Raw genomic sequence first — 23,654 nt, 5'->3', positions numbered from 1 at the left:
TTGAAATGAAAAAGGTAGTTCGCTACTCATTAGTTAGCACTCTATTAGTTTCTTCATTTTTAGTTGGCTGCGCAAAAGAAAAAACAACGACAAAGCCGAAAGATGAGAAGAAAGTATTACAGCTACTAGAAACGGGGGAAATTCCATCATTAAATTCAGGAAAAGTAACAGATGCGGTATCGTTTAACGTTTTAAATAACGTAATGGAAGGGCTATTCCGTTTATCGAAAAATGATGAAGTGATTCAAGCAGGAGCACAAAAATATGAAGTAAGTAAAGATGGAAAGATATATACATTCCACCTTCGTGATGCGAAATGGTCTAATGGAGATCCAGTAACAGCTCACGATTACGTATACGCTTGGAAGCAGCTTATTAATCCAGATACTGCTTCTCAATATGCATACATTGCGTACGATGTGAAAAATGCGGAGAAGATAAATAAGAAACAACTAGGACTAGATGAGTTAGGAGTAAGAGCAAATGATGATAAAACGTTTGTTGTAGAGCTAGAACATCCTGTACCCTACTTTACGAAACTACTCATTTTACCATCCTTCTATCCAATTAATGAACAGTACGCAAAAGAGCAAGGTGATAAATACGGATTAGAAGCAAATAAAACGATATATAATGGACCGTTTACATTATCAGAGTGGAAGCATGAAGCTAGCTTTACAATGAAGAAAAATGATAAGTATTGGGATAAAAAAGAAGTGAAATTAGATGAAGTAAACTATCAAATCGTTAAAGAAATTTCAACTGCGGTAAATTTATATGAAACAGATAAGGTTGATAGAGCGGTCATTTCTACAGAATTCGTAGATAAATATAAAACTAATAAGGAACTGAAACAATATACAGATCCGGTAATGTATTTCTTCCGTTTCAATGAAAATGTACCGATTCTTAAAAATAAAAATGCACGTCTGGCGCTAAGTACAGTGTTTGATAAGAAAGGGCTTGCGACTTCATTTTTAAATGATGGTTCTGTTGCTGCGAATTACTACGTACCAAAAGGATTTTTAAAAGGTCCAGATAAGAAAGATTTTAGAGATACAGCAGGCGAGTTTAATAAGACAGACGTAAAACAGGCAAAGGAATATTGGGAAAAAGCAAAGCAAGAGACGGGAACAAGCGAAGTAACGCTTGAGTTATTAAACTATGACTTAGAAAACTTTAAAAAAGTAGGAGAGTACATTAAAGAGCAGCTTGAGAAAAACTTACCGGGTTTAAAAGTAAATGTAAAATTACAACCACATACTCAAAAACTAGCACTTGAGAAGAAAAAAGAGTATGAAATGTCGTTATCACGTTGGTTACCTGATTATCCAGATCCGATGACTTACTTAGAAGTATTCCTTTCTGGAAGTAGTGTTAATAATACAGGATATGCAAATCCAGAATATGATGCGTTAATTAAGAAGATTAAAACAGAATTAGGTAATGAGGAAAAAGCACGTTGGAAGGCACTGCAAGATGCTGAAAAAGTACTTCTTGATGATGCGGTAATCGCACCGGTATTCCAGCGTGGACTATCTTACTTACAAAAGCCGTACGTGAAAGATTTATACGTACATCAATTTGGTCCAGCAACAAGTTTAAAATGGGCGGATGTACAAAAATAAAGTGACGGAGAAACAGACTTCACGTAAGTGATAGTCTGTTTTTTTCTTAGTTAAAGCTAGATAAATAGTTCATGGTATAATTTACTAGTCTGTAAACAGTATTTGGAGGGGAATGATGTCTATGTATGAAGAAAAGAAAGTAATACATACAAAAAGATTATTAATGAGGAAACCAACAATAGAAGATGTTGATCAATTTTATAACATATTAAAGAAAGAAGCTGTTGGCAAATGGCTGGCTAAATCAAGAGGGATGTCAAAGGAAGAAGTAAATGACTATATCAGGCAACTTATATCGCATTGGGAACAGAATGATTTTGGTGTATGGTTGTTATGTAATAGTGAAACAGGAAAGGTTTTAGGGCATTGTGGTTTAAGAAAGGTAGATGAAACAAGAGAAACAGAAATTATGTATCTACTTGATCCAGAGTATTGGGGGAATGGATATGCGTCAGAAGCAGCTCAGGCATCTATTCAGTATGCAACAGAGATAATGAATTTAAAAAGAATAATTGCTAGAGTGAAAGAAGCAAATGAGAATTCGAAAAAACTTTTACGAAAGTTAGGCTTTACATATACTCATAATGTTGATCATAGCGGGCGTATATTATCATATTTTGAACTTAATACATCATCTGATGGATTATAGACATTTATATGTTTTTTCACTGTTTAAAAATAAAATTATTACTAAAATACCAGTGTGAAATTTATGTAGAATCTTGTATAATTAACGTGTTTCTTTGGAAACATTTTCTTTCTCTATCATTATAAAACTTAATAGAGCGAAAGAAGGAAATACATACATGCAATAGATAAATAGAATGGATCATGTATAAAGAAAAAGGAGAGAAAAGATGGCGTGTCAAAAACAAGGGTTACAATTGAATAGTACTAGAAAGAGGAATAACAGATGAAGATGAAGATGAAGCATGCTTTCGGACCAATTATTTTAGCCTGTATACTCTTTTTCATTGTATTGCTTATTCCCTCAAAGAGTTTAGTATCGCTAATAAGCGATAAAAAGGTAGAAGATGCGGCAACTTCCTTACAAAAAGAGAAATTACAAAGTGTTTTCTTACAACAAAAAATGTTAGAGAATTCGCAGTATTTACCGATGTACGGTTCATCAGAATTTTTACGAATGGATGCATATCATCCGTCCAATTATTTTAAAGTAAACCCGGCAGGTTTTACTCCATTTCTAATCGGGACTGGTGGTACGCAAAGTTTGGCTCATATTTTAAATATGACGTCTACATTGGATGATTTGGAAGGGAAAAAAGTCGTGTTTGTTCTTTCACCACAGTGGTTTACAAAGGCTGGTGTTCAGCAAGGAGATTTTACTAATAATTTTTCCAAACAACAGGCATATCATTTTATTTTTAATGACGAAATAAATCCAGAAATGAAGAAGAAAATTGCGAAACGTTTACTAGATTATAAAGTTGTTCGTAAAGATGATATATTAAAAAATTCATTAGAAGGTATTGTATATGATGATACAAAACATAACATAAAAGCGGGTCTAGTCAAACCATTCGCTTATATGCATCGAAACATTTTAGATCATAGAGATTTATTTAACTCTTTATTTAAGATTGAACCGATGAAAGAGAAAACAAATATGGGACTACGTTCAATCTCTTGGGAAGATGCACGTAAATATGCGGAACAAGAAGGGATAGCGGAGTCTACTACAAATACATTTGGAATTGAAAATCCGTATTACTATAAACATAATTTAAAGAGAAAATTAAAAGGTCTAAAAAACTTTAGAGTAAATGAATCGTACGATGAATCACCAGAATATGATGATTTGCAAATTATTTTAGATCTTTTCAAAGAAAAAAACGTCAAACCACTATTTATTTCTGTACCCGTAAACGGACCATGGTATGATTATACTGGTTTCCCGAAAGAACGCCGTGAAGTGTATTATAAAAAAGTTCGAGAACAAGTGGAGAAGGCAGGATATCCAGTAGTCGATTTCTCTAGCCATGAATATGATAAGTATTTCTTAAAAGATACAATTCATTTAGGTTGGAAAGGTTGGATTTATTTTGATGAAGCAGTGCAGAAATTTTATTCTGAAAAATAAAGTATAAAAACAGGAATGGCTATAAGCCGTTCCTGTTTTTAGTATTGAGGATTTTGATGTGGGCAATTTGGAAACGCGTGGATATCTTGAATTTGTCTAAAATCATAATGTTTCATTGCGAACTGAGATTGGTACAGGTATTCATAAACATATAATTTACCATCATGTGCTGAACATAATACCCCAGAAGCTCCTTGTCCGTTAATGAAGGAAATACCGATAGGGCGTCCGATTAAGAATGGTATTTTTTGTTGCCAATGCATGAGGAAATCACTCCTTTTAAGTTACTATACGAGTTTCATGGCTGAATAGTTGCTTTTCCACGTAAATCTCAAACTGGAGGGATTTAACACAATATCTAGAAATTATTAATATGAATGGATTATAAGTGTGGAAGAGGAAGGAATGAACTATGGGAAAAGAATGTATTCTAGAAGAAAAGTCGAGCCTAATAGAATGGTGTCAAACATTGAAGGGTGTATCTGATGATATATGGTTTCAACCATTAAAAAAAGGGGCATGGGCAACTGCGGATGTGATTTCACATTTTATCGTTTGGGACGAGTTTTTAATGAAGTATCGAATTCCATGTTTTCTAAAGGCACAACCTATATTTAATGTTCCAACAGATGTGGAGGAAATGAATAAGGGAGCAATAATATATGCAAGGTCTGGTATTTCCAAAGAAGAACTGATAGATCAATTTAGTTGTATTCGTAAACAATTAGTAGACCAAATTAAACGAATTCCCGCCCAATATTTTTATAATGATTACCAATTTTGCACAAAAAAAGTGAGATTAGATAATTATTTTTCATCACTCATTCAGCATGACTTAAGAAATAATGCAATTTCTAATACATAATCGAGCTTATAATAAAAAACCGCTATAATTCTTAATGAATTTACAGCGGTTTTATTTGTATTTTTAAGCAAGATTTTTACGTTTTTTTGTCCATTTTTTTATGACGAAGTATAAAAGAATAAGTACGACGCCACCGATTGCGAACGATTTCACATACGGTCCAGCAATATCGTTAATATTCTCCCAGTTTTCGCCGAGTTTTTCACCTAAATAAATGAAAATGATAGACCAAGGGATAATTGCAAGTGCTGTTAATGTAGTGAAACGTAATAATGGCATTTTTGTAATACCAGCAGGAATTGAAATCGCATGACGCACTACTGGGATAAAGCGCGCTGTGAAAATTACGCCAGTTCCGTAACGATTAAACCAATCTTCAGCAGCATCAATTTGTTTTTTATGAATGAAAATATACTTTCCATAACGTTCTAATACAGGGCGACCACCATATCGGCCAATCCAATAAATAAAGATTTGGGCAATAACGCCGCCAATTGTACCAAATACAACTGCGCCTACAAATGAGATACTACCATTGAATACTAAGTATCCCGCATAAGCAAGGACAATTTCACTTGGAATAATCTCAATCATAAGTCCAAGCATAATGCCCCAATAACCTAATCCTTCAAAAAACGTTAATACTGAGTGAATAAAACTACTTAACATTGTTGCACCTTCTAATTCATGAATTTTTGAATATGTGTCCCTTTATTTAACAACATAAAAGGTTCACTATATGTAGATTATACCTTATTTATATAGGGGATTGCTATTTCAATTCTTTTATGTCTCCTATAAGTAATATAGTAAAGGAAATAAGTTGAGTTTTCATGAAGAGATAATGAAAAGATTATTAAAATTTTCTCATATATTAATGATAATAGACTGAAAATTAAGTATAATGGTATAGGTTTTTAATTTAAAAAATAGGAGGATAATGTATGCATATTACAGATCCGATTTATGGACCAATTTCTATTTGTGATAGAGATATCCTTCGATTGATAGATACAAAAGCATTTCAAAGGTTGGCGTATATTAAACAACAAGGCCATACATATTTTTTACATGAGGACGCAATACATACGAGGAAAGAACATTCAATAGGTGTATATGTACTGGTAAATAAAGTGATAGAACATCTTACAGGGATTGGTGATATTCATTTATCTGCATATAAGCGAAAATTAGTATCTGTTGTAGCTCTTCTACACGATGTTGGGCATGGTCCATATTCGCATTGCTTTCAACAAATATCAGGTGAAGATCATGGTGATTGGACTATACGAATCATTCAAGAGGATGAAGAAATACGCAAGATTTTAAAGCAGACTTCAGGATTATTAGATGATGTAACGAAAGCTTTAACAGATGATGGAGTTTTTCCAATAATAGATGAGTTATTATTTAATTCATTAGGAATGGACCAATTAGATTTTTGGAATAGAGATTTATATTATTCATCACTTGAATTAGACGGTTTACGGATAGAAGAATTGATTGCTAATATGCGTTTTATTAACGATAAACTTGTTATTGAAGAACAAGGAATCCCTTTGATCGAAAAACTAATGAAAATGAAAGAAGGGCTGTACAATAATGGCTTTGGCCATCCGTTTGTAATAGGGAAAGACTTATTGCTGCAATCCATTTTTCAAAAGATAAAGGAGAAAAATCTTTCGTTCTATATTCCTGAGCTACAAAATTTCTTTCATAAAGGAGAGAAGTTAGAAATAGAGGACTTTCTTCCGTTACAAGATGAAATGATTTTAAATGAAATAAAGTACTTTGCAAAATCAGAAGACGTACAATTAGCGGCGTTAATTCAGCTTTATTTTTCAGCAGACAAAAGTTTATCATTTGAAAAAGGACTAGAGGGTAACTTTAAAAAGGAAAATAGCACCTTAGCGGTAATAACCGAGAAAAAGGCTTACAGTTCATACGTAGGTGGTATTTATATTTATAGTGAGGGGCAGTTAGAGGATATTATAGAAAAATCAACTCTCATTCAGGAGATAGTAAAATTGCCTAAAAAAGAATATGCGTATTCAATTTGATTTGGTTCGAAAATAAAAAATGAATGAGGTGGAAAAGTGGATTGGAAAGAACGTCTTTTAGAATTGGATGATTTGCCAATTATATTAGAATGGTATAACGACGAAGATTTACATAACATAGCAGATGTGAGACCATTCAAACGATATACAATTGAAGAACTTCGAAAGTATTGGACTGAAAAATTATCGCGATCTTATGCAAGTTATCATGTAATAGTAGTGAAGGGTGAAGTAATAGGTAGAGTCGGATTAAAAAAGAAGAAATATGACGATGCATATGCGATAGAATACTCTATCCTCATCGGCGCTTCAAACTTATATTCAAAAGGCCTTGGAACAGAGATTACAAAGTATTTTGTAACTAAATCATTTTTAGACACTGATATACAAGCGGTTGTATTACAAGTTAGGGAAGATAATAAGAGGGCAATTCGCTGTTATGAAAAAGCTGGATTTGAAAAAGTAAAATCGTATGAAGAGAATCAAATGAAAGTGTATGATATGCATAGAGTTAAGAAAGAGGAAATATAGAAAAAAATACATACGTTTAATTCAGAGGGAGAAATGAAATACATGAAACATAAAATTGCTTTACTGGCAGATGTCCATGGTAATGCAACTGCTTTAACAGCAGTTATCGAAGATTCTATTAAAGAAGGTGTGACTGATTATTGGTTTTTAGGAGATTTAATTATGCCTGGGCCTGGATCGAATGATTTATTTGAAATGTTAGATAGTATTAACGTTGATACTTATGTTCAAGGAAACTGGGAAGATAGCTTTCTTGACGTGCTTAATAAAAACATTGATATTAATAACGCAACTGATATTTATGTTTTAAGATTAGTTTATTATCAATGTGAAAATTTGGATGAAATTTATATTGATCGTATTAAAAATTTGCCATTACATATAACAAAACGGGTTAATGATTTATCTATTAGTATTAGTCATAATCTACAAAATAAAAATTACGGAGGAGATTTATGGCCCACTAATAATCAGGAAAATTTTGATCAGTTATTTAATCTTGATTATGATATTGCGATTTACGCTCATACTCATCACCAATTGTTACGCTATAGTAGCAATGATCAATTAATTATTAATCCAGGAACTATTGGACAACCTTTTTATAAATGGGACAAGTTAAACTCTGACTTACGTGCTCAATATGCAATTCTTGAAATTGATGAGGCAGGGATTGCTGAGGTAAGATTTAAAAAAATTTCTTATGATGTTGAAAAGGAATTAAAAAAAGCGATTAGTAGAAAACTTCCTTATATTGATTTATATCGCGAGCTGCTCGAGACAGGAAAAAACCATACTCATGATATTGAATTATTGCAAGAGATTAATGATAAATATAATTACAAGGATGATGTAATTAAGTTTATCGAGAAAATCTGTTAGGAATATAATAGAATGAAATGACTTTTGTTAAATTGATGATAGGTGAGTATGATATTTCATTAGCGAGAGCTATCGTGGAATGAAACTTAAATTTAAAACGAAGAGGAAAAACAAGCATAACCTTGCTCTCAATATACGACAGGGTTATGCTTGCTGTCATCTTTAAAATTAATAATCTTTTGCTATAAAAAAACAGGAGCACTTCTGCTCCTGTTTTTTACGGTTTCACATCTAAATTTTGTAAAAATAATGTTGCTGATACGTAACGTTTCGCTAACATTTGTACATATGCGGTATGAACAGATAGGGTAGCGATAATAATAGCGTTACGAATTGCTTCACGCTGTTCATTATTAATTTGGTCGAACTTGCTTGCAATTTTATCAGCTTTTTCCTTCACAATATTTTCAATTGTATGGACTGTATCTGTCGCATTTAATTGTAGGCAATCTCCGCGATTTAACTCTTCAAATAAAGAAGAGTAAGCTACATATAAATGAACAGGATTGATTAAATCATCACTTCGATCGGCTGGATCATTTACGATAAGGCGTAATAGCTTACGAATGGATTCAAAATCAAGAGCTGTTTTTAAATCTTCAACAATGAATAGTAAGGCTGCTTGTTCGATTGAATATTTCTTTCCTTTTTGAGGAGAGCCAATCATTTCTTTTATATCTCGTTTCACCCAGTTTTGCATCGCAGTTACAGAGAAACTCGTGTTTTCAATCTGATTACCAAGCGCAACAATTTCATTTAAAGAAAAACCAACGTCCGTATCGTCAATCTTAATTAGTTTTTCAAAAATAGGTGAAAGTGCGGTAGTAATAAAAGCAGTTACGCTTTGTCCGCTTTCAATATCTTTTTTATGTGATTTTGCCCAAGCTTCTTGTAAAATACCGAGAGGCTTTTTCGTATTCCATCCTCTTAGTGATAGAAGGAGGGTTGCCATTTCGTTTCGTGTGAGATGAAATGTTTCCATCTTTTCACCTCCAAAATTATAAAAAGTTCTTATGAACTTATAATATGTTTTGTTTCATTTAAAGTCAATTCTGTTTTGCTTAATTTTTCCTATGTCATGAAATTGTCGTATGTAAATAATGCTTGCATATTTCGACAAAAGTTCATATAATAAGTTCATAAGAACCTTTAAAATGGTTTTAAAACAAATCTATCATTCTAAATTTACAAGAAAGGTAGATTTCACATATATCTATATAAAAGGAGAATGGATATAATATGTTGAAAAAACTTGTAGCAGTAATGACAGCGTTTATGGTGATATTTGGCGCTAGTAGCTTTATGTTCGTAGATCACGCGGCAGCGAAAAGTTACAAATCTGGTAAAAAATCATATACACCAAGTTCAGGTCAAAAGTCAAAAGTTGATTTAAACAAAAAAGACTCTAATGTAAATTCTCAAAAAACGACTCCAGATTCAAAAACAAAAGCAACAAACACAGCGCCAAAAAGTAATAAAGGAAGCTTTATGAAAGGTTTATTACTTGGTGGTCTTGGTGGTTTACTAATGGGTAGCTTATTTGCAAATATGGGAGCTCTTGGTTCTGTATTAGCGTTTATGGTAAATATGTTAGTAATGGCTGGTATCATAATGTTAGCAGTTCGTGCATTTAAATACTTCAAAGACCAACGTAAGAAAAAGGCGGATGAAGTAGCATGGAAACAATAAAAATTTCTGAACAAGAGCTTATAAATGCACTTTGTGTATATATCGCTGAAAAAAGACAAGTTGGACCAGAAGAAGTTTTAGTTGAACTAATGTTTGATGATGACTACGGTTTCTCTGCTGAAGTAGAGGTAAATGGTCGCCAGCAAATATTAATTCAAGCGAACTTAATCGAAGCGCTACGCTTGTTGCTTGATCGAGAATACAATGTCAATTCATTTGCAGCAAGATTACAACTTGAATTAGATGATGAAGAAGGCATTTATGCATTAGCGAAATTTAATAATGATGAACAATAAAACTGTTAGAGCTGTATGCTCTAACAGTTTTTTATTTGGATTGATATTGTTAGTATGTTTCTTCTTTGAGGATAAAATCCAGCATTTCATGTATCTTCAATCTAGTATTTGCATCATTTTAACTATCTCGTCCAAAGTTGGCTCTCTAAATAAATCGTAAATTTCATGGAAGAATGGTTTTTCTGACGTAAAAAGACTTTTATTCATTTATTCGACAAATTACGACAAATGAATTACAACTATATTTGATATAATGTTTTAGCAATCTTATACTTTGTTATTCAAAGCGAGGTAGATGAATAATGGTGTGAATTTAGCTGGATTTCCTTATAGAGGTTCTTGAAAAAAGGAGTGTGTCAATTGTGAATATCAGAAATATTCAGACGGGAGCGGAACATGGAAACAAAAACTTATAAATATCCTAGGCAAAAGATTAATGGAATTTGGCTAATAATTGCCGGAATAGCAATGTTCTTACTTTTAATAAAACATAACGGATATTCAAATGTGTGGCCTTTTATTATTGTTTATACATTAGGAATGATATGGCAATTGAGCCCTAAAACTAGGAGGAAATTAGCGGTTGGTTCTGGAACCCCGGAACAAAAAAAGTGGGCTAATTTTTCAATGATTCTATTGGCTATTTTAGTTTTTCTCATTTTTCATTTTGTTGGCGATGATTATAGAAATTGCTGGCTATTAATTCTTTTAGCTGTAGGTATTCATTTCTTAATGTTTATTCCCGTACATGGAAAAATGATGTTTTTTCTATCCATTATTTTAATAATCAATTCATCCATAGGTTTAATCATTACTAACGTAAATCTAGATGTCTTTTTTGTAGTTGATGGTTTGATAAAAATTTTATTTGGTGTAATTTTTATTAGGTTAAGTCCTATTGATTTTTAAAATATAGTTGATTAATACATTAGAAAAGAAGGCGTAGTAATGATATTTTTTTATGTTAGCTATTAGTGTAGGATTAATATTTTTTGTTCATTATATAACGAAACAAATGTTTAAATATGAAGTAAATGACCTAATTTCAAAAAAACGCTTTTTAATAAATCTTTTACGATTTGTTAGAATTGCGCTATTAATTGCAGTACTTGTAATATGCATACTGGTATTAACAACTTTGCACATGAAAACAGGTATCCGACTATCTCATGCATGGTATGCTGCGCAATTTTGGGCCTATTATACGTTTTTGTATTGTGTTTATATGATAACTAGAAAAAACTGCTTCTGTTTTCAATGGTTATAGCCTTAATAATGGCCATTTATTACACTCCGTTGTTCCACTTTGAAAACCAATTTATTGGACTATATGTAGTTGTCGCTAATATTTGCGGAATTTTAATGTTTGTAAATTTATGGATGTCGATATCGGGAATTTTAGTCGGAATGAAAAATAGGTAATTACTTTTGGTTCCTGTAATTGACATAACAGAAATACTAGGTGTAGTACTAAAAATTATAAAAAAAGCGGTGGAAATGAATCCATCGCTTTTTTTAGATGTTAGTTTTTCATGCTTTCATTTGCTGATTTTCTTCAAATGATTGAAAATCATGCCAAATCTCATTCATCTTCCGTCTACCAACATCGACCATTGGATTAAATTGGATCGCTGCATTCTGACGAACGGAGTGAACATTTTGAATGGCTTGTTGTAATAGTTGGTCGACTACGTCACGTTTCTCACTGGCATGTTTAGCAATAGATAGCCCTGCAACTGTTCCTTGCGCCATTGCGATCTTCCCGCTTTCAATTCCAGTAATATTGCCAGCTACAAATAAACCGGGAAGTGTGGTCTCCATTTCTTCTGAATGAAGTGGAACATGCCCACCTAATTCTGGAATGTATTGGAAGGGGCATCCAGCTACTGCGGCTAACTCAGCAAGTGGATATAGACCTCCAGCAATACAAACGAAATCTGCCTCATATATCTTTTCTGATCCATTAATAATATTGCCTTTAGAATCAATACTAGCAACGCGAACACCTTCAACTTGGTTCGTTCCGATAATTTCTAGTGCAGCTTTACGGAGATGAAGAGGTGTCCCGTTTATTTTCATTCCACTATTTGGATAAAAAGTTAATCCAGCTTTTCGAATCCAATCATATTTCATGAACTTGCTTCCAAAACGAAGGAAAACGGAAGGAGCGAGGTGAGCAGCATGTAAAAGGGAGCTCAATACTTCCTCAGGCTCGCCAGCTTTTTGGCTTAATTCGCTTTTTTCAGGAATTACAATATGCTCCACTGTAATACCCGCTAATTGTAATTCATTTAATATTGCGAATGACAAAATGTTAGCCCCAATAATAATTCCTTTTTTTCCAACTTGAACTCGATGAACATTTGTCATAACTTGAGCTGCTCCAATTGACATAACCCCTGGAAGTGTCCAGCCAGGAAGGGGAATAGCATACTCAGCAGCCCCAGTAGCAATTAGAACAAACGGCGCTTCTAATGTACCTATATTTGTATGTACGAACCAACAACTTTCATCTTTATCTAAATTATAGACAGAAACACCGCACCGAATATCGACTGAAAGTGATTTTGCTTCTTTATGAAGGCGTTTTGATTCTTCTATTCCGTTCCACCAATCTCCAGTAGGCTCTTGGTGTAACTGTCCTAATAATCTACCGCCAGGTTTCATAAATTCATCAATAACAAGTACGTTTAGTCCAAATTGTGCACAAGAGATGGAAGCTGATAATCCTGCTGGTCCAGCCCCAATAATAATTACATCGATCATTTCTTTTTCACCATCTCTCTCACGATATTTGGATACTGTTTTCCGCTTTCAACAACCATATCGTTTTCTACAACAGTTAAGCACGCTCGTACGTTCGTTTGATTGTTTACCGTCACTCGGCATTCAGAACAATGCCCGATGTTACAATAAATGCCTCGCGGAGTCCCACTATCTTCATGCACTCTTAACGTCCGTATTCCGTTCGCTAGCAAGGCAGCAGCAATTGTTTCATGTTCATATGCTTCATACTTTTGACCGTTAAATTGAAAAGTGATGCGTTGACTATTATTTAAACTACCTAAAATAGGGTGATGTGTAATTCTGCTCATTTATTTTCACCTACCGCTCCGAAAGTAATTGCTCGCACGGGTGGCTGATATTTTAATGGAATCTCATTAGGGTTTGCATCAGGATTTGTACTTTCAATCATTCGATCTATCATCATTCTACATGTGCGACCACCACAAAAACCCATGCCAGCACGTGTTCTTAGTTTTAGTTCTCTTGCCGAGCAGTTATACTCAGTGAGTGTCGATTGAAGTTGTCCGTAAGTAACTTCTTCACAACGACAAACGATTAAATTTTCTTTATTTGTCATATGTATTCCTCCTCTAGTTCGATATGCACAAATTAAGATGCAAAAACTATGCCAACATAGAGGAGGGGGTGTTATTGTAGTCCAAGTCTTTTTATACGGTTATATAAAGTGGCCCTCGTTATGCCAAGTTGTTTCGCGCATTCTAATTTATTCCCATTTAAAATTTGTAAAGCTCTTTCAATGATCCTTTTCTCGTGCTCATCCATCTCTTCTTGTAAAGATAGAATTGTGTTATTGTTGCTGAGTAAAAGGGAATGAGACGTTTCATTTTCTAAAGTATCATTTGTGTGAAATGGCAAATATTCTTGTTTAATAATACCGTCTGTCGCAAATACGACGAGCCTTTCAACTACGTTACGGAGCTCGCGAATATTACCTGGCCAATTGTAATGAAGTAGTTCATGCATAATACTTGAAGGTAAGTCGCGAACTGGTCTGTTATAGTTTATTGAAAAATCGTTTAAGAAGGAGTACGTTAATTCGATAATATCTTCTCGTCTTTCGCGCAGTGGCGGAATATGCAAGCTAACTACATTTAAGCGATAGTATAAATCTTCTCGGAAAGTTCCTTTTCTCATTTCTTCTTGTAAATCACGATTTGTAGCAGCGATGATGCGGAAATCTATATTTATTTCTTTTTCTCCACCAACTCGGTAATACTTCCGTTCTTGCAGTACACGCAATAGTTTTACTTGCATATCGAGTGGCATTTCGCCTATCTCATCAAGGAATAAAGTGCCACCTTGCGCGAGCTCAATTTTACCTTTCTTACCCTTACTATTTGCACCAGAAAACGCCCCGCGTTCGTAACCGAATAATTCACTTTCAAATAACGCTTCTGGAATTGCGCCGCAGTTGATTGAAATGAAAGGGGCTTTTGCTGTTTCACTTGCTTCATGTATCGCTTTCGCAAATATTTCCTTTCCAACACCACTTTCGCCAAGTATTAAAACAGTCGATTTCACAGAACAAACCTTTCGAGCTAATTGTATCGTTCTTTGTATGACAGGGCTTTTTCCGTTCATTGCAAGAAAAGGATCGGATGTATCTTTATACTTTGCAACTTCTTGCTCTAAGCGATGTACTTCATGCGACATATTAAATAATTTCTCATTTAATACAACTTGATTTGTAACATCCGTTTCGGAAACGACTGCCCCTATAATTTCATCGTTACAATAAACAGGATTGGAATTAATTAATACGAACAAATCTGGACGAGGCTGATGAAATTGAGCGATTATACTTTTTCCATCATGCAATGATTGTAAGATTTCTAAATCTTTATAATCAAAAAAACGAGTAATTGGTTGCCCGATAATTTCATTATGTTTAACCGAAAAGATTTTTTCAGCGCCATCTGTCCACGTACGGACATATTCTTTCTCATCAATGACTGTAACAGAAGAATCAGTCGTTTGAATTACAGTGTTATAGAAAGCTTGTAGATTATTGTGAGACTTATAAAGAAACGGAATCATTTGCTTTGCGGTTATACAACATATAGGCTCTCGATTTTCGTTAACGATAACAACGGCTTGTTCTTGAGAAAATACATCGATTAAAGCAGTGAAAGAATCATTTTCACATATAACTGCGCAACTGTATTCTTCAGAAGATGAAAGAAAGTAAAATGATTTTTCTTCTACTTGTTTGATGTGCTGCATGTTACTTTGATGATCGATTGACAAAATGGTTATGAATTCTTTTATTGTTGGGAATGAAAATGACATATGGCCCTCCTGAAATGTATAAAAATTTAGACAGTGATAAAAAAATAATACACCTATTTACGATAAATTTAAAATATTTTTACAAATAAAATTATTTTATATAAATATTTTCTGGATGTAGAGTTGGCACACCAATTGCATAAATAGAAAGTGAGAGATTTAAGAGAAAGGAGGATGCTATGTGAGGCACTGTGACGTTTTAATAATAGGTGGCGGTATAATTGGCTGTTCGATTGCTTATTACACTTCGAAATATGGAATAGACGTAACAATAATCGAAAAAGGGGAATTTGTTAGCGGGACGTCTTCACGGTGTGACGGAAATATTTTAGCGATTGATAAAGATCCAGGATTTGATAGTCAAATGTCATTAGTAAGTCAAAAATTAGTAACAGAACTAAGTGAAGAGTTGGAGCACTCATTTGAATATAGGGCACCTGGAAGCATTCTCGTCTGTGAATCAGACGAAGAGATGGAAGCTGCGAAGCAATGGGTGAATCGGCAAAAAGAAGTAGGGTTACCGTTTCGAATGCTAGACAGGCAAGATATAAGAGCGGAATCACCTTTTTTTGCGGATGATTTATTAGGTGGTTTAGAATGTGCAACGGATTCGACTGTAAATCCATACCTTCTTGCTTTTTCACTTTTAGCAGAGGCGAAAAAATTTGGTGCAAAAGCTTTCAACCATACGGAAGTTAAGGAAATGAAAAGAGAAATAGACGGCTCCTTTATTGTAGAAACGACAAATGGAACGTTTTCTGCAAAGCGAGTTGTGAATGCAGCTGGTGTTTGGGCTCCTAAGATCGGTCAAATGTTAGACTTACATATTCCAATCAAACCGAGAAAGGGGCATATTATTGTAGCTTCAAGACAGCAACACGTAGGTTCTCGTAAAGTAATGGAATTTGGTTATTTGATCTCAAAGTTTGGTGGAAAACGAAAAGTGGATGCTTTAACTGAAAAGTACGGGGTGGCACTTGTATTTGAACCGACAGAAAGCCAGAATTTTTTAATTGGTAGTAGTAGAGAGTTTGTAGGATTTCATACGAGAATTAATAACGAGGTTATTAAATGCATTGCGAACAGAGCAATTCGTTTTTATCCGAAAATGGCAGATATGATGGTGATTCGTTCATATGCGGGCTTACGTCCGTGGACAGAAGACCATTTGCCGATCATTTCACGAGTGGATCATATACCGAATTACTTTATTGCAGCAGGACATGAAGGTGATGGAATTAGTCTTGCTGCAGTTACTGGGAAAGTGATTGAAGAGTTATTAAATGAAAAAGAAACAATCATTCCTATTGAACCACTTCGTTTGAGTCGTTTTACAGAAAGGGTGTTAAACGGATGAGGTCACAAAGAGTTTTTACGACGATCGATACACATACGGGCGGAAATCCAACGAGGACATTAATTAGCGGACTTCCTAAGTTAATTGGAGAGACGATGGCAGAGAAGATGTTACATATGAAAAAGGAGTATGACTGGATTCGCAAATTGCTAATGAATGAACCGCGTGGTCATGATGTTATGTCAGGGGCATTATTAACAGATCCATGTCATCCGGAAGCTGATATAGGCGTTATATACATAGAGACAGGTGGATATTTACCGATGTGTGGTCACGATACAATTGGTGTATGTACAGCTTTAGTTGAATCAGGTTTAATTCCCGTAGTTGAACCGGTTACTTCTTTAAAGCTAGATACACCAGCTGGCTTAGTTGAAGTAGATATTACTGTTCAAAATGGTAAGGCGAAAGAAGTCTCCTTCTGTAACATACCAGCCTTTTTACTGAAAAATATTTCTGTATACGTCGACGGAATTGGAACTGTAGAAGCCGATATTGCGTATGGAGGGAATTTTTATGCCATTATCGATGCGAAGTCAGTAGGACTAGAGTTAATACCAGAAAACGCATCTACAATCATTGATAAGGCGATTCATATTAGAAATACAATTAATGAGAAGTTTGAAATCATTCATCCGCAATATTCGTTTATAAGAGGATTAACCCATGTTGAATTTTATACAGATCCTACTCATGAAAGTGCGCATGTGAAAAATACAGTTGTCGTACCACCAGGAGGAATTGATCGATCTCCATGTGGTACAGGAACATCAGCGAAGTTAGCTGTATTATACGCTCATAAAAAAATCGACATCACTGAAGAATTCGTTCATGAGAGTATTGTGGGCTCTCTATTTAAAGGATGTGTCATGAATACGACATATGTAGAAAATATTGAGGCTGTAGTAACGAAGATTACTGGTTCAGCTTGGCTTATGGGGATGCATAGATTTTTTTACAATGAAAAGGATCCACTTAAAGAAGGCTTTTTGCTAATTCCGCCGATGGAACATGAAACGGAGGATGTAAAATGAACATTCAAAAAATGTATACAGCAGTAGATGTGCACGTAGCTGGCGAAGCATTTCGTGTAATAAAAGACGTACCATGCAAATACTACTACAGTTTAGAACATTTAAATGAACAAATTTCAGGGGAATTAGCAGAAGAAATGCAGCTTTTATTAAATGAACCACGTGGTTTTATCGGGTTAAATGGATGTATTGTCGTTCCTTCTATTCATAAGGAAGTCGATGCAGCTGTATTGTTTTTTAATCATAAAGGATCTATTCCTCTTCATTATGGTGGTATTGTCGCGGTAATAACGATGTTACTAGAAAGTGGATATTTAAAAAAGAGAGAGTCTAATCAATACAAAATTGAAACGTTGTCTGGAATTTTTTCAGTTCACGCCTATGTAGAGCATGATGAAGTTGTATCTGTTTCGTTTGAAAGCAAACTTTGTTATATGGTTGAGAAAGATTTGAAGATTGGTAATATAAATTACTCACTTATACAAGCAGATAAAGTTTATGCAGTTGTAGAAAAGGATACGTATTCGCCTGAAATTTGTGTTGGAAATATATCTGAATTGAAAAAATGGGGTGAAGCTACACTTCAAGCTATACAAAAACACTCTCTAATTAAAAGACTTATTTTAGTAGATTCTTCACAAAAAGAAGAGAACAATATAAAGACAATTACATTTCATGAAGATAACTTTATTATGCGTTCACCAGGATTTGTTTCTACCATTGTGTCTTATGTTCATGCTTTATTTAAAAATAATCTTAAAACGAATAAACCTTTTAAAAATGAAAGTATATTTAATAGCTTTATAACAGTGGAAAAAGTGAAGAAGGAAGAATTAGGATACATTTTCCGCTTTGAAAGTAGAGGATTTATTACAGGAATGCAGACGTTTCTATTAGACCCTACGGATCCATTTCCAACAGGTTTCTTATTAAAATAAAATGTTAAGAGGAGAGATAAATGTGCAAAAAATTAAAGGGGCATTTCCAGTACTAATAACACCGATGGATGAATTTCAGGAGATTAATTGGGATGGGGTAAAACAAAACGTAAATTACTTTATCAACCAAAATGTTGCAGGTATCATCATTAATGGAAGTACAGGAGAGTTTGTAAGTTTATCAAAAGAAGAACGATTTAAAATGGTAGAAACAGTTTTAAAAGAAGTTGATGGTCGTGTTCCTGTTATCGTTGGTACTGCAGCAGAGACGACGAAAGAAACGATTGAATATACGAAACATGCAGAAGCACACGGCGCGGATTGTGCATTAATTATAAACTCGTATTATTGTAAACCGAAAGAAGAAGAAATCTATTTTCATTTTAAAGAAATCTCTAGCGCTGTGAATATACCAATTATGCTATATAATAACCCATTTACTTCTGGAGTTGATATGAGTACAGAGCTTATGCTTCGAATCGGAAAAGAATGTGAAAATGTTACACATATTAAAGAGTCTAGCGGAGATATTCGAAAAGCGAGAGATTTAGTAAGACAAGGCGAAGAGGCTTTTCAAGTCTTCTGCGGATCTGAAGATTTAGTGATGGAATCTTATTTAGTTGGTGCGACAGGATGGGTTTCAGTAGCAGGAAATATCGTTCCAGGTCTCGTTACGAAAATGTATGAGCATTTTCAAAATGGTGAATTAGAAAAAGCGTGGAAAATGAACGATGCTATTTTACCTCTTTGTGAGTTTCTTGAAGGATCAGGGAAATATGTACAAATCGTTAAACGTTCGATGGAATTACACGGGCAAGCTGGCGGGCCTTCTCGTTATCCGAGACTAGGATTGACTGTAGAAGAAGATCAAAAGCTACAAACAATATTATCAAATATCGCAGCTCATGCAGCTGTTTAAATAAGGAGGAGTGTATATGTTAACGACAAACATTGAGCTAAAACCAAAAGTGAAAGCGTTTTTAAATGAAGGAGTTAAAATGTTTATTAATGGCGAATTTGTTCCTTCTATTAGTGGAAAGGCGTTTGAAACTTACAATCCAGCGACAGAAGATGTTCTTGCGGTCGTATGTGAAGCGCAAGAAGAAGATATTGATGTCGCAGTAAAAGCGGCAAGATCCGCATTTGAATCAGGCCCTTGGGCAGAAATGACCACTGCTGAAAGAGCGCATCTTATTTATAAATTAGCAGACTTAATTGAAGAGCATAAAGAAGAATTAGCACAGTTAGAAGCTTTAGATAATGGGAAACCATATCAAGTAGCACTTGAGGATGACATTGCAGCGACAGTAGAAAATTACCGTTATTATGCGGGGTGGGCTACAAAAATTATCGGGCAAACGATTCCGATTTCAAAAGATTACTTAAATTACACACGCCATGAACCTGTTGGCGTTGTAGGCCAAATAATTCCGTGGAATTTTCCACTCGTAATGTCTTCTTGGAAAATGGGAGCGGCACTTGCAACAGGTTGTACGATTGTATTAAAACCAGCAGAGCAAACACCTTTATCTCTACTATATACAGCGAAGCTTTTTAAAGAAGCTGGTTTTCCAAACGGTGTTGTAAACTTTGTACCAGGTTTCGGTCAAGAAGCAGGTGCAGCGATTGTAAACCATCATGATATTGATAAAGTAGCTTTCACAGGTTCAACAGTTACAGGAAAATACATTATGCGTCAATCTGCAGAAACAATTAAACATGTAACGTTAGAACTAGGTGGGAAATCACCAAATATCATTTTAGAAGACGCTGATTTAGAAGAAGCGATTAATGGTGCATTCCAAGGTATTATGTATAATCATGGTCAAAATTGTAGTGCTGGGTCTCGCGTATTCGTTCATCGGAAACATTATGAAACAGTAGTAAATGAACTTGTGAAAATGGCAAATGACGTGAAGCTTGGATCAGGTATGGAGAAGGAAACTGAAATGGGGCCACTCGTATCTAAAAAGCAACAAGAGCGTGTGCTAAATTACATTGAACAAGGAAAAGCTGAAGGCGCTACTGTTGCAGCTGGTGGAGAACGTGCGTTTGAAAAAGGTTACTTCGTCAAGCCAACAGTATTCACGAACGTTACAGACGATATGACAATCGTTAAAGAAGAAATATTTGGGCCAGTCGTAGTTGTACTCCCATTTGATTCAACGGAAGAAGTAATTGCAAGAGCGAATCGATCGTCTTACGGACTTGCAGCGGGTGTATGGACACAAAATATTAAAATAGGACATCAAGTTGCCAATAAATTAAAGGCAGGAACAGTGTGGATTAATGATTATAACTTGGAAAATGCAGCTGCGCCATTTGGTGGATATAAACAATCTGGTATTGGGCGTGAGTTAGGTTCATATGCACTTGATAATTATACAGAAGTGAAGAGTGTTTGGGTCAATATTAAGTAATACACTAGTCAGTAGGAGTCTAACTGTCTATTAAAAGTGAGATAACAGAATGATGAAATAGAAAGAGAAGCGGACAACTGTAATGCAAGTCAAAGGTTGTCCGTTTTCTATATTTAAATTTTCCTTTTCAAAACAATTAGGAGGGGGACTTTTATGGAGAAGTTAGTAGAATGGTTAGTAGGTCAAGTGTGGAGTATCGGCTTAGTGGTTTTTGCTTTAGGAGCGGGAGTGTACTTCACAATTGCGACTCGTTTTTTGCAAATCCGTTATTTTAAAGAGATGATCAAATTACTATTTGAAGGGAAAAGTTCAGAAAATGGAATATCATCTTTCCAAGCATTTTGTCTAGCCTTATCGGGAAGAGTTGGAATAGGTAATATCGCCGGGGTAGCAACAGCAATTGCTTTTGGCGGGCCAGGAGCTGTGTTTTGGATGTGGGTAATGGCCTTGTTAGGAGCAGCTAGTGCGTTCGTTGAATCAACATTATCTCAAGTGTATAAAAGTAAAGTAGGGAATGAATATCGCGGCGGTACACCATATTTTATTGAAAAGGGTTTAAAAATGAAATGGTTTGCCGTCATTGTAGCGATCGTTGTTACAATATCATACGGCGTGTTATTACCAGGAATTCAATCAAGTAGTATCGCAGTTGGATTTGAAAATTCTTCTGGAATTAGTAAATATATAACAGGTATATTTTTAGTAGTATTGCTAGCGGCGATTATTTTCGGTGGCGTAAAGAGAATTGCTGGCGTTTCTCAAATGCTTGTTCCATTTATGGCAATTGGTTATGTAATTGTTACATGTATTATATTAATTGCGAATGTAACGGAAATTCCAAGTATGTTTGCTTTAATTTTCTCAAGTGCATTTGGTGTAAATGAAATGTTTGGTGGAATTGTCGGTGCAGCTATTGCATGGGGCGTAAAACGAGCTGTATTTTCAAACGTTGCTGGTGTTGGAGAAGCGACATATAGTTCTGCTGCAGCGGAAGTATCGCATCCTGCAAAGCAGGGATTGGTTCAAGCTTTTTCCGTATACATTGATACAATCGTCGTTTGTACTGCGACGGCGCTTATGATTTTAATTACAGGTATGTACAATGTTATACCTGAAGGGAAAAGTGCCATTGTACAAAATATAGGGAATGTAGAGGCAGGTCCAATCTATACGCAACAAGCAGTTGAAACTGTTATGACAGGGTTTGGACCATTATTTATTTCAATCGCAATCTTCTTCTTCGCATTTACAACTTTGCTTGCTTATTACTATATCGCTGAAACGACGCTCACTTATTTAGATCGTGGGCTAAAATATGGTTGGTTGAAGCCAGTTTTAAAAATTGGATTTTTAATTATGGTTTATATCGGTAGTATAGAATCAGCTTCACTTTTATGGAATCTTGGGGATTTAGGAATAGGTAGTATGGCGTGGTTAAACCTTATTGCGATTCTACTATTAAGTAAAACAGCATTAAAAGTATTAAAAGATTATGAAGCGCAGAAAAAAGAAGGGAAAGATCCAGTCTTTGATCCTCAAAGTGTGGGGATGGAAGGATTAGTGATTTGGGAAGAGATAAGTAAAGAGGGGGAAAGGAAAAGCTCTAAGGAGAAAGTATCTGTGGATGATAGTGTAAAATTATAAATTTACGAAGTTTAAAAACTGAAAATTCGATCTTTTTAACTTAGACAATGGTTTTAAATCAATCCAGATTAGTTAAGTAAAGAATCTTTGGAATTTAGTTGTATTTAAGCTGCATTTTTGAAAAGGAAAAAGTACTATATGATAAATTTAGTTTAGGAATCAAAAATACTAAATATAATAGGTATCTCCTTAAAAAATAATATTTTAAGGAGATTTTTTATTAATCTTTTCGAAAGAGCTTCAATTGTTTCATATAGTCGAGAGCTTTTGTTTTATTCCTCTGTTTAGAAACATATTGTGCCTCGTTTAAATCTCTATAATAACTATTAACTACCTCTTCAGAAAGTATGCCGTCAGAGATGGCTTTTTTAACCGCACAGTTTGGTTCATTTGTATGTGAACAGTTAGAGAATTTACATTTTCCAGATATACTAACGATGTCTTCATATCCATTATCTAAGTTACCTTCATGATTTATTAAGTCAAATCCCATTTTACTAATAAGTAATCCCTCCGTTTTCGAAACTGTTTATAAGAATCTTACATATATACTCGATCGTTCTTAATTTGTAGCTATTATTAAACGCCAGTTGTTACAGTGCATTAAGTTACCAGGTGGGTATTCAAATTCGCAATCAGAAATAAATGTAAAGTTAAGCTTCTGACAAACCGCATTTGAAGCAAGGTTATGAATGGAAGGGAAGGCGTATATATATTTATATTTGTTCTCTTTCATTGCTGCATCAATTGCCAGTTTAACTGCGAGAGTTGCTATTCCTTTCCCTTGAAATTGTGGTAGTACACTCCATCCAATTTCATAAACACTTTCATCATTCCAAGTAGTTTTCCAATACCCAACAGAGCCAACATCCACAAAATCAGGAGATTGAGTAATGCTAAACATTTTCCCGTTATCACCAAGTTTAAGATAGCGTTGGTGTCGTTTTAAAATTTGTTCTTTCGTTTCAGGTCCTCCTAGATGTCTCATCATTTCTGGGGTATTTATTTTATGAAGTAGATCAAGATTTTTATCATTCCAAGTGTGAATTTGTATTTCACGTTCTCCAATTTCTTCGTAAATATACACCACCACCTTAAACTGTACTTTTCAT

At 34.5% G+C, this 23,654-nt stretch carries 25 protein-coding genes and 1 pseudogene; 17 read left to right on the top strand and 9 right to left on the bottom strand.

Annotated features, from left to right (window positions below):
* Positions 1 to 5 precede the first annotated feature (5 nt).
* From ACQKNR_RS07835 to dltD, 3 genes are all read left to right on the top strand, one after another.
* A complete protein-coding gene (locus ACQKNR_RS07835; RefSeq protein ID WP_427316719.1) occupies positions 6 to 1,628 on the top strand; it encodes a peptide ABC transporter substrate-binding protein in 1,623 nt (540 codons plus the stop codon).
* Between the two features lie 121 nt (positions 1,629 to 1,749).
* Complete coding sequence (locus ACQKNR_RS07830; protein WP_427317022.1) at positions 1,750 to 2,277, top strand: GNAT family N-acetyltransferase; 528 nt, start codon at positions 1,750 to 1,752, stop codon at positions 2,275 to 2,277.
* Between the two features lie 270 nt (positions 2,278 to 2,547).
* Positions 2,548 to 3,729 (top strand): D-alanyl-lipoteichoic acid biosynthesis protein DltD, encoded by a 1,182-nt coding sequence (dltD, locus tag ACQKNR_RS07825; RefSeq protein ID WP_427317020.1) that lies wholly within the window; start codon positions 2,548 to 2,550, stop codon positions 3,727 to 3,729.
* A 38-nt stretch (positions 3,730 to 3,767) separates the two neighbouring features.
* Here dltD and ACQKNR_RS07820 read toward each other — a convergent pair whose 3' ends face one another.
* Positions 3,768 to 3,992: a hypothetical protein gene (locus ACQKNR_RS07820; protein WP_427316717.1), complete on the bottom strand. Its 225-nt coding sequence runs from the start codon at positions 3,990 to 3,992 to the stop codon at positions 3,768 to 3,770.
* Positions 3,993 to 4,141: 149 nt separating this feature from the next.
* Between ACQKNR_RS07820 and ACQKNR_RS07815 the strand changes: the two genes are divergently transcribed.
* Positions 4,142 to 4,594: a DinB family protein gene (locus tag ACQKNR_RS07815; protein ID WP_427316715.1), complete on the top strand. Its 453-nt coding sequence runs from the start codon at positions 4,142 to 4,144 to the stop codon at positions 4,592 to 4,594.
* Between the two features lie 63 nt (positions 4,595 to 4,657).
* On the opposite strand, the gene ACQKNR_RS07810 is transcribed toward ACQKNR_RS07815, so the two are convergent.
* Positions 4,658 to 5,263, bottom strand: coding sequence for a DedA family protein (locus ACQKNR_RS07810; RefSeq protein ID WP_427316713.1), 606 nt, complete (start codon positions 5,261 to 5,263; stop codon positions 4,658 to 4,660).
* A 275-nt stretch (positions 5,264 to 5,538) separates the two neighbouring features.
* On the opposite strand from ACQKNR_RS07810, the gene ACQKNR_RS07805 reads away from it, so the two are divergent.
* Genes ACQKNR_RS07805 through ACQKNR_RS07795 form a run of 3 tightly spaced genes read left to right on the top strand, consistent with a single transcriptional unit; the run spans position 5,539 to position 8,067 of the window.
* Positions 5,539 to 6,654 (top strand): HD domain-containing protein, encoded by a 1,116-nt coding sequence (locus ACQKNR_RS07805; RefSeq protein ID WP_427316712.1) that lies wholly within the window; start codon positions 5,539 to 5,541, stop codon positions 6,652 to 6,654.
* Between the two features lie 36 nt (positions 6,655 to 6,690).
* Complete coding sequence (locus tag ACQKNR_RS07800) at positions 6,691 to 7,185, top strand: GNAT family N-acetyltransferase (protein WP_427316710.1); 495 nt, start codon at positions 6,691 to 6,693, stop codon at positions 7,183 to 7,185.
* 42 nt (positions 7,186 to 7,227) lie between these two features.
* A complete protein-coding gene (locus ACQKNR_RS07795) occupies positions 7,228 to 8,067 on the top strand; it encodes a metallophosphoesterase family protein (RefSeq protein WP_427316708.1) in 840 nt (279 codons plus the stop codon).
* 217 nt (positions 8,068 to 8,284) lie between these two features.
* Here ACQKNR_RS07795 and ACQKNR_RS07790 read toward each other — a convergent pair whose 3' ends face one another.
* Positions 8,285 to 9,049 (bottom strand): DUF1836 domain-containing protein, encoded by a 765-nt coding sequence (locus ACQKNR_RS07790; protein ID WP_427316706.1) that lies wholly within the window; start codon positions 9,047 to 9,049, stop codon positions 8,285 to 8,287.
* Between the two features lie 257 nt (positions 9,050 to 9,306).
* Between ACQKNR_RS07790 and ACQKNR_RS07785 the strand changes: the two genes are divergently transcribed.
* From ACQKNR_RS07785 to ACQKNR_RS07770, 4 genes and pseudogenes are all read left to right on the top strand, one after another.
* Positions 9,307 to 9,756, top strand: a complete 450-nt coding sequence (locus ACQKNR_RS07785; RefSeq protein ID WP_427316704.1) for a hypothetical protein — start codon at positions 9,307 to 9,309, stop codon at positions 9,754 to 9,756.
* On the top strand, positions 9,744 to 10,052 hold the full coding sequence (locus ACQKNR_RS07780; protein ID WP_427316702.1) for a YxcD family protein: 309 nt from the start codon (positions 9,744 to 9,746) through the stop codon (positions 10,050 to 10,052). The genes ACQKNR_RS07785 and ACQKNR_RS07780 overlap by 13 nt, the downstream gene beginning before the upstream one ends.
* A gap of 396 nt (positions 10,053 to 10,448) precedes the next feature.
* A complete protein-coding gene (locus ACQKNR_RS07775) occupies positions 10,449 to 10,961 on the top strand; it encodes a DUF6609 family protein (protein WP_427316701.1) in 513 nt (170 codons plus the stop codon).
* Positions 10,962 to 11,013: 52 nt separating this feature from the next.
* Positions 11,014 to 11,474 (top strand): annotated as a pseudogene (locus ACQKNR_RS07770) (hypothetical protein).
* Positions 11,475 to 11,582: 108 nt separating this feature from the next.
* On the opposite strand, the gene ACQKNR_RS07765 reads toward ACQKNR_RS07770, so the two are convergent.
* The 4 genes from ACQKNR_RS07765 to ACQKNR_RS07750 all read right to left on the bottom strand — a co-directional run bounded on the left by ACQKNR_RS07765 (position 11,583) and on the right by ACQKNR_RS07750 (position 15,149).
* Positions 11,583 to 12,818 (bottom strand): NAD(P)/FAD-dependent oxidoreductase, encoded by a 1,236-nt coding sequence (locus ACQKNR_RS07765; protein ID WP_427316699.1) that lies wholly within the window; start codon positions 12,816 to 12,818, stop codon positions 11,583 to 11,585.
* Positions 12,815 to 13,147 carry a (2Fe-2S)-binding protein gene (locus ACQKNR_RS07760; protein ID WP_427316697.1) on the bottom strand — a complete coding sequence of 111 codons (333 nt, stop codon included), beginning with the start codon at positions 13,145 to 13,147 and terminating at the stop codon, positions 12,815 to 12,817. Before ACQKNR_RS07760 ends, ACQKNR_RS07765 begins: the two co-directional genes overlap by 4 nt.
* On the bottom strand, positions 13,144 to 13,416 hold the full coding sequence (locus tag ACQKNR_RS07755; protein WP_427316695.1) for a (2Fe-2S)-binding protein: 273 nt from the start codon (positions 13,414 to 13,416) through the stop codon (positions 13,144 to 13,146). Before ACQKNR_RS07755 ends, ACQKNR_RS07760 begins: the two co-directional genes overlap by 4 nt.
* 71 nt (positions 13,417 to 13,487) lie before the next feature.
* Positions 13,488 to 15,149 carry a sigma-54 interaction domain-containing protein gene (locus ACQKNR_RS07750; protein ID WP_427316693.1) on the bottom strand — a complete coding sequence of 554 codons (1,662 nt, stop codon included), beginning with the start codon at positions 15,147 to 15,149 and terminating at the stop codon, positions 13,488 to 13,490.
* A gap of 181 nt (positions 15,150 to 15,330) precedes the next feature.
* Between ACQKNR_RS07750 and ACQKNR_RS07745 the strand changes: the two genes are divergently transcribed.
* The 6 genes from ACQKNR_RS07745 (at position 15,331) to ACQKNR_RS07720 (ending at position 22,542) form a co-directional block, all read left to right on the top strand.
* Positions 15,331 to 16,506 (top strand): NAD(P)/FAD-dependent oxidoreductase, encoded by a 1,176-nt coding sequence (locus ACQKNR_RS07745; protein ID WP_427316691.1) that lies wholly within the window; start codon positions 15,331 to 15,333, stop codon positions 16,504 to 16,506.
* A complete protein-coding gene (locus ACQKNR_RS07740) occupies positions 16,503 to 17,540 on the top strand; it encodes a proline racemase family protein (protein ID WP_427316689.1) in 1,038 nt (345 codons plus the stop codon). Before ACQKNR_RS07745 ends, ACQKNR_RS07740 begins: the two co-directional genes overlap by 4 nt.
* Positions 17,537 to 18,478, top strand: a complete 942-nt coding sequence (locus ACQKNR_RS07735; RefSeq protein WP_427316688.1) for a proline racemase family protein — start codon at positions 17,537 to 17,539, stop codon at positions 18,476 to 18,478. Before ACQKNR_RS07740 ends, ACQKNR_RS07735 begins: the two co-directional genes overlap by 4 nt.
* Before the next feature lie 22 nt (positions 18,479 to 18,500).
* The gene (gene dapA / locus ACQKNR_RS07730; protein ID WP_427316686.1) at positions 18,501 to 19,397 is read left to right on the top strand and encodes a 4-hydroxy-tetrahydrodipicolinate synthase; all 897 of its coding nucleotides are present in this window, start codon (positions 18,501 to 18,503) and stop codon (positions 19,395 to 19,397) included.
* 16 nt (positions 19,398 to 19,413) lie between these two features.
* Positions 19,414 to 20,898: an aldehyde dehydrogenase family protein gene (locus ACQKNR_RS07725; RefSeq protein ID WP_427316684.1), complete on the top strand. Its 1,485-nt coding sequence runs from the start codon at positions 19,414 to 19,416 to the stop codon at positions 20,896 to 20,898.
* A 153-nt stretch (positions 20,899 to 21,051) separates the two neighbouring features.
* Complete coding sequence (locus tag ACQKNR_RS07720) at positions 21,052 to 22,542, top strand: alanine/glycine:cation symporter family protein (RefSeq protein ID WP_427316682.1); 1,491 nt, start codon at positions 21,052 to 21,054, stop codon at positions 22,540 to 22,542.
* A gap of 220 nt (positions 22,543 to 22,762) precedes the next feature.
* On the opposite strand, the gene ACQKNR_RS07715 is transcribed toward ACQKNR_RS07720, so the two are convergent.
* Both ACQKNR_RS07715 and ACQKNR_RS07710 read right to left on the bottom strand, forming a co-directional pair.
* Positions 22,763 to 23,035 carry a hypothetical protein gene (locus ACQKNR_RS07715; RefSeq protein WP_427316680.1) on the bottom strand — a complete coding sequence of 91 codons (273 nt, stop codon included), beginning with the start codon at positions 23,033 to 23,035 and terminating at the stop codon, positions 22,763 to 22,765.
* Positions 23,036 to 23,104: 69 nt separating this feature from the next.
* The gene (locus tag ACQKNR_RS07710; RefSeq protein ID WP_427317018.1) at positions 23,105 to 23,623 is read right to left on the bottom strand and encodes a GNAT family N-acetyltransferase; all 519 of its coding nucleotides are present in this window, start codon (positions 23,621 to 23,623) and stop codon (positions 23,105 to 23,107) included.
* Positions 23,624 to 23,654 lie beyond the last annotated feature (31 nt).

The sequence above is a fragment of the Bacillus sp. NPDC094077 genome, assembly GCF_050279465.1.
Lineage (GTDB): Bacteria > Bacillota > Bacilli > Bacillales > Bacillaceae_G > Bacillus_A.
This window is presented reverse-complemented; position numbering and strand designations above follow the sequence as displayed.

Bases quoted from the DNA above. Each gene is read 5' to 3' on its own strand.
- ACQKNR_RS07835 (WP_427316719.1), top strand. From the start codon at position 6: ATGAAAAAGGTAGTTCGCTACTCATTAGTTAGCACTCTATTAGTTTCT.
- ACQKNR_RS07830 (WP_427317022.1), top strand. From the start codon at position 1,750: ATGTATGAAGAAAAGAAAGTAATACATACAAAAAGATTATTAATGAGG.
- dltD (WP_427317020.1), top strand. From the start codon at position 2,548: ATGAAGATGAAGCATGCTTTCGGACCAATTATTTTAGCCTGTATACTC.
- ACQKNR_RS07820 (WP_427316717.1), bottom strand. From the start codon at position 3,992: ATGCATTGGCAACAAAAAATACCATTCTTAATCGGACGCCCTATCGGT.
- ACQKNR_RS07815 (WP_427316715.1), top strand. From the start codon at position 4,142: ATGGGAAAAGAATGTATTCTAGAAGAAAAGTCGAGCCTAATAGAATGG.
- ACQKNR_RS07810 (WP_427316713.1), bottom strand. From the start codon at position 5,263: ATGTTAAGTAGTTTTATTCACTCAGTATTAACGTTTTTTGAAGGATTA.
- ACQKNR_RS07805 (WP_427316712.1), top strand. From the start codon at position 5,539: ATGCATATTACAGATCCGATTTATGGACCAATTTCTATTTGTGATAGA.
- ACQKNR_RS07795 (WP_427316708.1), top strand. From the start codon at position 7,228: ATGAAACATAAAATTGCTTTACTGGCAGATGTCCATGGTAATGCAACT.
- ACQKNR_RS07790 (WP_427316706.1), bottom strand. From the start codon at position 9,049: ATGGAAACATTTCATCTCACACGAAACGAAATGGCAACCCTCCTTCTA.
- ACQKNR_RS07785 (WP_427316704.1), top strand. From the start codon at position 9,307: ATGTTGAAAAAACTTGTAGCAGTAATGACAGCGTTTATGGTGATATTT.
- ACQKNR_RS07780 (WP_427316702.1), top strand. From the start codon at position 9,744: ATGGAAACAATAAAAATTTCTGAACAAGAGCTTATAAATGCACTTTGT.
- ACQKNR_RS07775 (WP_427316701.1), top strand. From the start codon at position 10,449: ATGGAAACAAAAACTTATAAATATCCTAGGCAAAAGATTAATGGAATT.
- ACQKNR_RS07765 (WP_427316699.1), bottom strand. From the start codon at position 12,818: ATGATCGATGTAATTATTATTGGGGCTGGACCAGCAGGATTATCAGCT.
- ACQKNR_RS07760 (WP_427316697.1), bottom strand. From the start codon at position 13,147: ATGAGCAGAATTACACATCACCCTATTTTAGGTAGTTTAAATAATAGT.
- ACQKNR_RS07755 (WP_427316695.1), bottom strand. From the start codon at position 13,416: ATGACAAATAAAGAAAATTTAATCGTTTGTCGTTGTGAAGAAGTTACT.
- ACQKNR_RS07750 (WP_427316693.1), bottom strand. From the start codon at position 15,149: ATGTCATTTTCATTCCCAACAATAAAAGAATTCATAACCATTTTGTCA.
- ACQKNR_RS07740 (WP_427316689.1), top strand. From the start codon at position 16,503: ATGAGGTCACAAAGAGTTTTTACGACGATCGATACACATACGGGCGGA.
- ACQKNR_RS07735 (WP_427316688.1), top strand. From the start codon at position 17,537: ATGAACATTCAAAAAATGTATACAGCAGTAGATGTGCACGTAGCTGGC.
- ACQKNR_RS07725 (WP_427316684.1), top strand. From the start codon at position 19,414: ATGTTAACGACAAACATTGAGCTAAAACCAAAAGTGAAAGCGTTTTTA.
- ACQKNR_RS07720 (WP_427316682.1), top strand. From the start codon at position 21,052: ATGGAGAAGTTAGTAGAATGGTTAGTAGGTCAAGTGTGGAGTATCGGC.
- ACQKNR_RS07715 (WP_427316680.1), bottom strand. From the start codon at position 23,035: ATGGGATTTGACTTAATAAATCATGAAGGTAACTTAGATAATGGATAT.